At 31.0% G+C, this 11134-nt stretch carries 9 protein-coding genes; 8 read left to right on the plus strand and 1 reads right to left on the minus strand.

The window, feature by feature from the left end; all coding sequences use genetic code 11:
- Positions 1–239: 239 nt before the first annotated feature.
- Together Q0505_RS20010 and Q0505_RS20015 are read left to right on the plus strand one after the other, a co-directional pair.
- Complete coding sequence (locus Q0505_RS20010) at positions 240–2369, plus strand: ATP-dependent endonuclease (protein ID WP_299216988.1); 2130 nt, start codon at positions 240–242, stop codon at positions 2367–2369.
- Entirely contained in the window at positions 2351–4246 is a 1896-nt protein-coding gene (locus Q0505_RS20015) for a UvrD-helicase domain-containing protein (RefSeq protein ID WP_299216990.1), read from the plus strand. The genes Q0505_RS20010 and Q0505_RS20015 overlap by 19 nt, the downstream gene beginning before the upstream one ends.
- 307 nt (positions 4247–4553) lie before the next feature.
- Here the strand turns inward: Q0505_RS20015 and Q0505_RS20020 are convergent, their stop codons facing one another.
- On the minus strand, positions 4554–4895 hold the full coding sequence (locus tag Q0505_RS20020; RefSeq protein ID WP_299216993.1) for a hypothetical protein: 342 nt from the start codon (positions 4893–4895) through the stop codon (positions 4554–4556).
- Positions 4896–5038: 143 nt separating this feature from the next.
- Between Q0505_RS20020 and Q0505_RS20025 the strand changes: the two genes are divergently transcribed.
- The 6 genes from Q0505_RS20025 to Q0505_RS20050 all read left to right on the plus strand — a co-directional run bounded on the left by Q0505_RS20025 (position 5039) and on the right by Q0505_RS20050 (position 9269).
- On the plus strand, positions 5039–6214 hold the full coding sequence (locus tag Q0505_RS20025; protein WP_299216996.1) for a type IV secretion system DNA-binding domain-containing protein: 1176 nt from the start codon (positions 5039–5041) through the stop codon (positions 6212–6214).
- Between the two features lie 90 nt (positions 6215–6304).
- A complete protein-coding gene (locus Q0505_RS20030) occupies positions 6305–6775 on the plus strand; it encodes a JAB domain-containing protein (RefSeq protein WP_299216999.1) in 471 nt (156 codons plus the stop codon).
- A gap of 13 nt (positions 6776–6788) precedes the next feature.
- On the plus strand, positions 6789–7580 hold the full coding sequence (locus tag Q0505_RS20035) for a DNA adenine methylase (protein WP_299217002.1): 792 nt from the start codon (positions 6789–6791) through the stop codon (positions 7578–7580).
- Positions 7581–7612: 32 nt separating this feature from the next.
- Complete coding sequence (locus Q0505_RS20040) at positions 7613–8212, plus strand: hypothetical protein (RefSeq protein WP_299217005.1); 600 nt, start codon at positions 7613–7615, stop codon at positions 8210–8212.
- Between the two features lie 30 nt (positions 8213–8242).
- Positions 8243–8875, plus strand: a complete 633-nt coding sequence (locus Q0505_RS20045) for a hypothetical protein (protein ID WP_299217008.1) — start codon at positions 8243–8245, stop codon at positions 8873–8875.
- Positions 8856–9269, plus strand: a complete 414-nt coding sequence (locus Q0505_RS20050; RefSeq protein WP_299217011.1) for a hypothetical protein — start codon at positions 8856–8858, stop codon at positions 9267–9269. Before Q0505_RS20045 ends, Q0505_RS20050 begins: the two co-directional genes overlap by 20 nt.
- Positions 9270–11134 lie beyond the last annotated feature (1865 nt).

The following is an 11134-nucleotide window of genomic DNA, read 5'->3' on the forward strand; positions in this document are numbered from 1 at the left end:
AGATTTAAATCGCTCCAATCCTAAGGTCCTAGTCGTTATATATACACTCCATGATGTAAAGTAAAAGAGCAACATGATAGTGTTTTTTGAAAATACCTTTTAATCATATTTTTCTACTAGTGTTGAAAATACGACCAACGAATTAGCCAGAATTTAATAAATAACTCATATATAGACTCTTCTGATTTATTTGCTTAGTTTTATCAAACAAATAATGGATTCAATGATATAGTTTATATATGAAAATAAAGACATTAAAGATTAAAAATTTTAAGTTGCTCAAGGATTTTAAAATAGACCTTGAAGAAAACCTTTCAATAGTAATTGGTAAGAATAATACAGGAAAAACATCGTTGCTAAAGATATTAGATGTGTTTCTCAAAAATTCTAATAATCATATTTCTTATGATGAATTTAATATTGATTTCAAGTCCGAGGTATGCACGGTACTTAAAGCTAAACTTCCCAATGACGAAGAGTATTCAAAAAAACCTCTGGCGATTAGCTTAGATGTCGTTATTGAGTATTTTAAAAAAGATAATTTATCTAATCTTAGAGAGGTAATTATGACCCTTGATAAAGACAATAACTTTGTTTACCTGCGTTATGAATACTTTTTATCTTATCAAAAATTAAAGTTATTAAAGAATAAATACGATGAATTTAAAAATAGAGAGAAAGAAAAAAAATCTAAAGACAGTAACTATGTCCAAAGAGACATTAACTCTTTTATAAAGTCACATCAAGATAAATTTTTTGAAATAAGAATACTTTCACTAAAATATGATCTGGAAACCCAAACCGCAGATGAAGAATACTTGATAAATCTTACAAAGGAGAATATTTCAACTAAAAATATCTTAGCATTTCGATCCATCTCAGCCAGAAGGAATGTGACCAATAAAGAGTCTAAAAATTTGTCACTTCAAACATCAAAGATTTATGATAAGGCTGAAAAAACTGATGAACAAAATAAGGCTATTGAGGATTTTGAAGATTATCTTGTAAGTTCAGACAAAAAATTAACTACAATATATGGAGATCTTTTTAGCGAAGTAGTGCGAAAAGTCAAAAGATTTGGAGGTATCAAGGAGGGTGATTCAACTATTAGTATTGAGTCAACATTAAAGGATCAAAATATAATGGAAGGGAATACTACTGTTATGTATGATCACAATGGTAGTACTTTACCTGAATACAACAATGGTCTAGGTTATATGAATCTTTTGAGTATGATCTTTGAAATAGAAATATTAATAAATGATCTCAAGAGAACATTAAATGAAAAACCAGCTGACATAAACATATTATTCATAGAGGAACCTGAAGCGCATACACACCCTCAAATGCAATATATCTTCATTAAAAATATTAAATCATTAATTGGAGAAGGAATAAAAAGAAAAGATGGTATTCAGCGTCCCTTGCAAACAATCATAACTACTCATTCTTCGCATATAGTCTCAGAAAGTGAGTTTGATGATGTAAAATATCTCATAAAAAAAGAAGAGGAAAATCAAGTTCAATCTCAAAATCTATCTTCTCTAAAAGAAGATTACGGACTTAATTCAGATCAATATCAATTTTTATCCCAGTATTTAACCCTTAATAGAGCAGAAGTCTTTTTTGCTGATAAGATTATTATGATAGAAGGGGACACTGAAAGAATTCTTATGCCTACTTTTTTAAGAAAAATTGACATTGAGGAAGCTAAGAAACACAAAAAAGCTGGAACAAAAGACAATTATCTGCCATTAGTTTCACAAAATATTTCAATTATAGAAGTAGGTGCGCATTCCCAAATCTTTGATAAATTCATTGAATTCGTGGGTATTAAATCTTTAATCATTACAGATATAGATACTTATAAAATTATCAAAGACAAAGACGGTAAGGATAAAAAAGAAAAATGCCCTGTTGATGAAGGGGAAAATTTTTCAAACCCATCACTTAGTCACTATTTAGGTAATCCAACATTGAAAAAGTTGTCTGGATATAAATTTAAAAACAAGGTACTTGATAAGAAAAAAATAGACGACAAGGATGAATACGAATGGGTCTCAAGTGATAATGGTTATCTAGCTGTTGCCTACCAGACTCCTGATCCAAAAATAACAGGACGCTCTTTTGAGGAAGCATTTTTAATTTTGAATAAAAAATTTGTTTCAGACCATAGACCAACTTTTAATAGTATTAAAAACGCTATTCTATTTGACGAAGACAAAACAGCTTTTGAATTAGCTGATAAGTGTATTAAGAAAAAGACACATTTTGCACTTGATATCGTTTACCATTCAGATAAAAATTATTCAAACTGGGAGATTCCTAGTTACATTAAGGAAGGATTATTATGGCTAAAGCAACAATAAGTAAAAAGAAGAGCAAAAAGCCATTTGATTTGATTATGGAGCAAATTAAGGAAGGTAACAATTTCTTACTTAGTGGGGGCGCTGGGAGTGGTAAAACATATTCATTGGTACAAACAATCAGTCAAATCATAATTGATCATCCAACTGAAAAAATTGCTTGTATTACTTATACAAATTCTGCCGCTCAAGAGATCGAGGAACGTATTGGTCATGATAATCTTATTGTTTCTACCTACCATGATTTTATATGGGATACAATTAAGCATTTCAAAAAAGAACTGAAAGATGTACTTATTTATTTAGTGAATAACCCAGATTATAAAAAAATTTCAGTTCCAGAAGAAGAAATAATTTCAGATAATTATTTTGATACATTGGAAGACAGTATTCAATATAAAGAGTTTGCTAGGATACATGATGGAATAATTTCTCACGACGAAGTTCCTGTTATTGCTGAACAAATGTATCTTAAATATCCTAAAATTAGAAGACTACTTACTGATAAATATCCATTCATATTAGTTGATGAATACCAAGATACACAACCAGAAATTGTGAGGATCTTACTTGATCATATAAATGATACTTCTATAAAATTAGTTGTCGGTTTTTTTGGTGATTCAATGCAATGCATTTATGACAAAAGAACTGGTAATCTTGATTCATATATCGCAGAAGGAAAAATTTCTGAGATCCAAAAAACCCAAAACAGAAGAAGTCCTAAGGTTTTAATAGATCTGGCTAATAGCTTAAGGACTGATGGACTTATTCAAACAGCATCAGATGATATAGGGGCACCAAACATGAAGCCTGATGGTACCTTAAAAACAGGTTCGATAAAATTTCTCTACTCTAAAGAAGACAATATAGCTCGTGTTAGAGAATATTTGGGCTGGGATTTTAGTGATTCTAAAAATGTAAAAGAGCTTAATTTGACTCATAATTTAATTGCTGGAAAGGCAGGATTTTCATCCCTTATGAAAATTTATGATAAAGATCGTATTTTAGAATTGAAAAGTAGGGTAAAGAAAAGAGTAAAAGAACTTAATCTAAATACGCAAGATTTAAGCTTTGGAGAGATTTTAAAGAACCCAGCAATGGGAGATCAAACAACGCCCGTAATTAAGGCATTTCTAAATGAACACAAAGAATTATTTAAATATGCTAAAAATTTACAGTGGGATGTGTTTTCAAAAATGTATATAGATAAAGATCAACTTATAGATGACAAGAAACAATCCAAAGAAGATGCTAAAAAGAAGGGTAGTAAAAGAGATGATCTTGTAAAACATCTTTTTAGAATAGAAGATGCTATATCAGCATATAGAAATGGAGATTATAATCATATTCTTAGAAAAACAAATTTTCATATTACTTCAATTGAATCAAAGGAAAAATTACATAATGCTATTATAGAAATTAGTAATTCCGATACTCTGAGTATAGGTGAAGTTATTTCTCTTGCAGATTCATTAGGCTTAGTTTTAATTGATGATAAATTAAGGGAATTTCAAATATCTAAAGAGTATATTTTTCATAGAATTTCTAAGGTTCCTTATTCAAATTTTAAAAGCTTATATAGTTACCTTGAAGGTCAAACTCAATTTTCAACTCAGCATAAGGTAAAGGGAAATGAATTTAATGACGTTCTTGTGCTGATGGATAATGGAAATTGGAATTTATATAATTTTGGAGCTGCTTTTTTAGGAAAATATCATAATAAAAATATTCTTAATCGATCTCAAAAACTACTTTACACTTGTTTTACAAGATCCAAAGAGAAATTAGCTGTTTTCTATGCTGATCCATCTCCAGATATCTTACGGCGAGCGAAAGAGCTATTTAATGAAGAAGTGATTAACTTAGATGAGCTATAAATTATTGTTTTTTACATTTAAAATAGATAGGTTCGAATATTGTCCAATTACCATTATTTGTGCCAAAAAATAGCCTAAAAGCCTTATATAATAAGGCTTTTTGGTGTGATCCCACGGAGAATCGAACTCCGACTTTATGGACAAACTGCGAAAAAACTACTGTAAAAAGTCAGCCATTTAGTCACATACACCAAGAAGGCTGACTATTATTTTAATAATGTCAAAAAGGCTGACCATATACATACACTTCATAGATAAAGTAAGAGAACAGTAATTAGGCTGTTCTTTTTTAATTAATTTCTACTAGCTAATGACTTACAAATCTTGCACCCTTCACGTAGGCATTTATACTTGAGGTAGAAATATCACTATGCCTTCCAATGTGTTTTGAATCTCCAGGCTCTAATGTGAAAATCTTTGTCCATCTGTCCTTAATAGCACCTCCACTAGAATACTGCACGGTAAATTTAATCGCTTGATCTTCACTTGTGTTTTCAGCAATCCAATTCCATGCAAGACCCCCAACATTCTTTTTATAAAGCTTTATATATTCTTTAGGTTTTTTTTGATCCTGCACTTCTATATCGACAAAGCTTGTAAAAAGAAAAAAGGGTAATAGAAATAAGAATGATAATTTTAAAAGTTTCATATCAATTTGTTTTTTAAATAGTTATAGAAGTAAAATTATAGTTTTTTCCATAAATAGAAATACCCACTAACAAGTATTATTTCTCACTAGTTCAAAATGGCTGATCTATATGTATTACTCAATAAACTTCATACTCTTAGGGTATGTACTTTATACGAAATCCTGACATCTCATATTTTGCTAGAACTGATTTTAGAAATACCAATGATCTTTTTGGTATCTATCAAGCTGATCGCCTTTTTGGGATGTACCTTTTAGGTAAGACAGGAAGTGGAAAAACGAATCTTTTAAAAACACTTTTATATCAAGATGTATATAAGAATAGAGGGTGTTGTCTCTTTGATATTAATGGTGATCTACTCAAAGAAGTTCTATCTTTTATTCCAGAAGAACGTAAAAAAGATGTGGTATACCTAGACGCCACCGATTTCAATCTCACTCTTGGGTATAATCCTTTAAAGAAAGTAAGCTATAAGAAACGAGCACTTATTGCTTCAAGTATTTTGGAAACCTTTCAAAAATTATGGGGTGGTCAATCATGGGGATTAAAATTGGAATATATCTTACGTAATGTGATATTGACTTTACTCGATCAACCGCAAGCGACTTTTGATGATATTCCAAAATTATTATTAGATCCTGAATTTCAAAGGCAATGTATTACTCATATTATAAGCAAGAACGTACAGCGGTTTTGGCAAGTAGAATTTCCTAAATATACTCGTACCGATGTACTTCCAGTACTCAACAAGGTGGGTAGTTTTTTATCTATTCCGATGCTTAAAAAGATTTTGGTTGATAACACTGAGCAAATTTCCTTAAGAGTAATTATGGATTCACGAAAGATACTTTTAGTGAACTTATCCAAAGGAAGTCTTGGAAACGATGGAGCAAATCTATTAGGTTCGTTGCTATTGACTTCGTTGGCTTCCGCATCTTTCTCTCGAATTAATATTGAAGAACATAAGCGTGTTCCTTTCTTTATCTACCTCGATGAATTTCAAAATTATACTACAGAATCCTTGTCTGGAATGTTTGCCGAACTGAGAAAATTTAAAGTGAATTTTGTGATTGCTCATCAATATCTACATCAATTAACACCCAATATAAAAAATGCTGTACTAGGAAACATAGGAACAATTATCTGTTTCACATTAGGACAAGCAGATGCAAAGTATATGGCTCAAGAGTTTAATCCTGTATTTGAAACAGTAGATTTTACCAATCTTGAGCATTATCATATCTATTTAAAACTACTGATTAATGGAAAAACATCTACTGCGTTTTCTGCAAAAACGGTAACTATAAATGAGATATAAGACTATTTGACAAATTAGCAAAATGGCTGATCTATTATTAAGATTGTATTGCTTCATACTGGTTTCAAACGAACCTTAATTAAATAGACTATGAAACCAACTAAACGTACCGATCTTGATATTCCTTTATGCCAAGAAGTCCAAATCCATTACAAACGACCTGTATATGATGTTGCTAAGAAAATATCAACGTCACAATCTGCTGAGATCATATTTCGTGATTTTGCTGACACTGACCGATTAGATTACAAAGAGTTTTTCTTTGTAATGTTACTCACGAATGCCAATCAAGTTATTGCCATCAGTGAAATATCTATTGGTTGTACTAACGGTACATTGGTGAATACAAAAGAAGTAATACAACTTGCCTTACTTACCAATACATCAGGAGTCATTATTGCTCATAATCATCCGTCAGGAGAACTCAAAAAATCTGCTTCTGATGACACCATAACCCAACGTATCAAAGGAGCTCTTGGTTTACTTGATATGACATTACTCGACCACATTATTCTAACTACAGAAAGCTATGTCTCCTTCGCAGACGAAGGATGGTTATAGCTTTTGACTCTTTATGCCTAAGACTCCTATTACCTATTACGGTGGCAAACTCAATATGCTATCTCATATCCTTCCACTTATTCCCGAACATAGAATCTACACCGAAGCTTTTTTTGGTGGTGGTGCGGTCTTCTACGGGAAAGAGCCTACTGAATCTGAAATCATTAATGACACAAACAACCTTGTGATTAATTTCTATGAGGTCATCAAAACTGATTTTAATTCTCTAAAGGCAAAAATAGAGGCTACGCTCTTTGCACGTTCTACCTATTCGGTTGCCTTTGCAATCTATCGAATGCCTCACTTGTTTAACAAATTACAACAAGCTTGGGCATTTTACATCGCTACCAATATGGGTTTTGCCTGTAACGTGGGATCGTGGGGGTATGATAAGTATGGTAAACGGGTTAAAGCATTTAGGAATAAGAAAATTGCTTTTGATGAGTCGATTTACAAACGACTTGAGAACGTGACCATTGAAAACAATGATGCGGTTAAAGTTATTACGGCTTACGATACTGAAGACGCTTTTCATTATATCGACCCTCCCTATATAAATTCTGATCAAGGATTATATGAGGGCTATACCGAAAGAGATTACACAAAGCTTTTAGATACCCTCTCTACGATAAAGGGAACGTTTCTCTTGTCTTCATACCCTTCTGACATTTTGGATGAATACATCCAAAAAAACGGATGGTACAGCAAACGTTTTGAAAAACCACTCAATGCATCTAAAGGAAAACTAGGCGAAGCTCGAACTTCTAAAAAAGTAGAAGTATTGACTGCCAACTATCCTATCTAAAATCAACTACTAATTTTTAAATACAACTGAATATGACACTTAAACAACAACGCTTGTTTCTGTACTTCTTTGAAGTACTTGAAGCACACCTACGGTTTACCGAATCACTGCCATTATCTAATGAAGTTAAAGCATTACTCACTCGTGAGGAATGTATTAAAATCATTCTGTGGATTGCTCCTGAACGATATCAGAAGGCACAATTAGAGAATTATGATGAAGAGAAATTACACACTCTTTTGGTTACTGACTACAATATCCTTTTATATATCATAGATCGATGTCGAAAACAGCTTCTGCAACCTATTAGCTTTTCAGAAGAAGAAATTGAAATGCTTTTTACTCAGACGAATAATCAAATACATTATCTCTATAGTAAAAACCCTAAGACATGGGATAGCTATGACCTAAACAATTATGTTTCGCTTCTAGCTAAAGCGGGATTTACCATGCAAGTCTTTGGTATTTATTCTTCATCTGTAAAAGAAGAAGATAAGTATACCGTAGACTCACTACCAACGCTCTTTTTTGATACAAACGAAGAAGCCGAAACGGAGATCTCGCGCCTTATCGAAGAAGAAAACTATAGCGAAGGTGCCCTTGTGGTATATCCGCTCTGGAAAATCAAATAAATCATTAATTAATTTTAAAAACTGAATAGTATGGAAACACCAAGTATTGTAGATGTCTTAATACAGAACATCACTCAAGATCAAGCACTCTTAAAAGATGCTGAGAAACAAATCACTGAAGCTAAAAATGCTAAAAGTGACATTGCTGATCGTCTTAAAGGCTATCGAAAAGAAACTGAGATTATTTTAAAATATGCGAATGAAGAACAGAAAGAACAGATTGAAGCATTAGGCTTTGATACTGCCGGGAGTACTAGTGGATTAAATACGGTAGCCACGTTGGCAATGGATATTATTATGAAAGCGAAAGATACCGTACTGACCAATGAAGCTTTGTATAATGCGTATACTGAAACATTTGAGAACAGAGATGACGCTGAAAACTATACTGCCTTTAATATTAAATGCAGACCGTTGTTTAATTCTCAGCGTTTGATTCGCAGAAAAGCAGCTGATGGCTCGTCATCTCGCGAAGATATCATTTCACTCAATGGAACCCTTCTGAAAAAAGAGGAGGAACCAAAAGAAGTAGTGAAATCTGAAACGCCTGAGCTAAAGGATACTCCAAAAGAGCCTCAGAAGAAGGAAACGCCGAAAACAATCGCGTTGAAAAAAGGAACCTTATCTAATAACAAGAAAAAAGATGACACGACATCCAAGTAAAGATAAAGCGATTGATAACGCGGTATGGTCAAACTTTGAACACCGTACAACAAATAAAGAGTACGTAGTTGTACGAGGTACTGATCACAATTACGTCGTCATACCCAAAGATTATCCTACTGTTGATGGGCAAGCTTTTGAGGTTTTACCCGATAGTTATGCAACGCTTGATTATGAGCGGATTGCAGATATCTTTGCGGATCACAATCCGTTATGGTTTTGGGAAGAACTCAAAGGTATGTTCTCAACCGCTAATGGAGAATTACTACGATTCATATTAGCCTATGATGTTCCGCTAGATAAATTGATACGATATAGCTTGTCTACTCGCGGATATGATAAAGATCAACGTTGGGTTGGTTTTGATAAAGCTAAAGAAATTTGGTTGGAATAACTGAATACTTTGAAACACTTGTCTTTATGATAAGTGTTTTTAATCTAAAGCTATGCAATGTTAGAAAGAAGAAAGTCTATTCTTAGTTTTTAGAAAACATCTTCTTTAATTTTTTTTATAATAAATGGTACGAGTATTGTAATTTATTTGATAAAGAGGACATATTTTACCAATATAATAGTGCTTTTACGGGTTTCCGTATTTGTAATTTATTTTTCTCAAAATTAGATATATTTTAGAATATTTTTCTCAAAATTAAATTAAAATCTAATAATCTTAGAATATTTTTCTAAATAAAATATAATATTTTTGATGAATATACGTTTTGATAAATCAAAAAGGTTCATTTTTAAGCATGAATAATATCTTTTTGATTAAAAATCATAAAATAATTGAGGATGTGATACAATATTACAAATACAATTAAATAATCCTAAAAAAAAACTTTAAAAAACACGCTATAGATAAAAAATTCGTAATAATCTCCCATTATTGTAAGTAATTCACAAAAATAATAGGTATTTACTAATATATTCATTAATATTATACTGGCAATAGATAATTAACCCTTTTAAATTAAAATATATTTGTATATTTGCACCCGCGCTAATGAGAGTCACTTTACGTTCCAGCAAAGCAACTCTCGTCAATTCAAATTAAGTTTTTCAACTAACTACCCACCGTGAAAACCGGTGATTAGTTATTTGTACATTAGCGCTTTTTTTGAAACATTCAGGTAGATTACAATAATCTTCTGAATATAAGCTAGTACATTTAATTAGTAAAATAAAAAAAAATAAAAACGCCAAAAAGAGACGCTTAATGCGATAATTAGAGTGTGAACAGCTCATTATTTATTAATTTAATAGTTAAACTTATTGGTATATAAAGCCCTCGCTCTGACCAGTGAGGGTTTTTCTATTTTATTAATGCTCTGACCAGCAAAAATTTTAAAAGAAAAGACCTAAGCTCTTTTATACCTTTATATTACAATTTTTAATTATATCATATTTTATATTTTTGTTTAAAAAAAAATCCTACTTTATAAGCAGGATAGGAGATTTTTTATAAAAATTTATCCTATTATACTTTTATTTTAAGGCTGTAACTTAATTTAATAAATCTTACAAAAAGATTTTTTTTACTTAATGTTACTGTATTATACATGTCTTTCTGCCTATTTTAGTTTGATTACAATTGTTCAAAAACAATTTATTTTGATTGAAGTACTTTAGAGGCAATATATAATAACCTTAAAGTTTAAGAAATCTAACTTGTACTAACAATAATATAAGAATTACTGATCTAGGTACATAAAGGGGAATCCAACTTCATAAATCACTTGATCTACTTTGTAATGAAATATTTTATTACTTATGGTTTACTTATTAGTAGTTATTAATTGTTTAAGAAATTAATATTCAAGTTGGGTGAAACAAATATACTTTAATAATATGAAGCTCAAATATATTATTTTTGTTTTTAGACCATTGTATTTAAAACATCGATGAAATACACAGATTGTATGTTTTCTTAACTGAAACTAACGTTCGATTGCGTATTTCATAGGGTGTTAATAACCGATTAAAGGTTTTTTTAAAGAAATATGTTAATTTTCAGATTATTTAATTTTTAATTAATAAGTGTATGTATCTCTTAATGTCTTCGTGCCACACTGCTTTTGGAGCTTTATATTATATACTTTCTTTTTGAAAAAACACTCATGTAATTAGAATCAATACAGCCATCGATGACACAAGATTTTTTCACTCATTTATAATATACTGCCTGAGATTCGATGTGAAAAAGCCAAAGAAATTTGGCTAGAATAATTGAATATTATAAAGCACCCACTTTCATAGGTG

The sequence above is a fragment of the uncultured Dokdonia sp. genome (assembly GCF_937910895.1).
Lineage (GTDB): Bacteria > Bacteroidota > Bacteroidia > Flavobacteriales > Flavobacteriaceae > Dokdonia.

Coding starts and splice junctions, on each gene's coding strand:
- Q0505_RS20010 (WP_299216988.1), top strand. CDS start 240: ATGAAAATAAAGACATTAAAGATTAAAAATTTTAAGTTGCTCAAGGAT.
- Q0505_RS20015 (WP_299216990.1), top strand. CDS start 2,351: ATGGCTAAAGCAACAATAAGTAAAAAGAAGAGCAAAAAGCCATTTGAT.
- Q0505_RS20020 (WP_299216993.1), bottom strand. CDS start 4,895: ATGAAACTTTTAAAATTATCATTCTTATTTCTATTACCCTTTTTTCTT.
- Q0505_RS20025 (WP_299216996.1), top strand. CDS start 5,039: ATGTACTTTATACGAAATCCTGACATCTCATATTTTGCTAGAACTGAT.
- Q0505_RS20030 (WP_299216999.1), top strand. CDS start 6,305: ATGAAACCAACTAAACGTACCGATCTTGATATTCCTTTATGCCAAGAA.
- Q0505_RS20035 (WP_299217002.1), top strand. CDS start 6,789: ATGCCTAAGACTCCTATTACCTATTACGGTGGCAAACTCAATATGCTA.
- Q0505_RS20040 (WP_299217005.1), top strand. CDS start 7,613: ATGACACTTAAACAACAACGCTTGTTTCTGTACTTCTTTGAAGTACTT.
- Q0505_RS20045 (WP_299217008.1), top strand. CDS start 8,243: ATGGAAACACCAAGTATTGTAGATGTCTTAATACAGAACATCACTCAA.
- Q0505_RS20050 (WP_299217011.1), top strand. CDS start 8,856: ATGACACGACATCCAAGTAAAGATAAAGCGATTGATAACGCGGTATGG.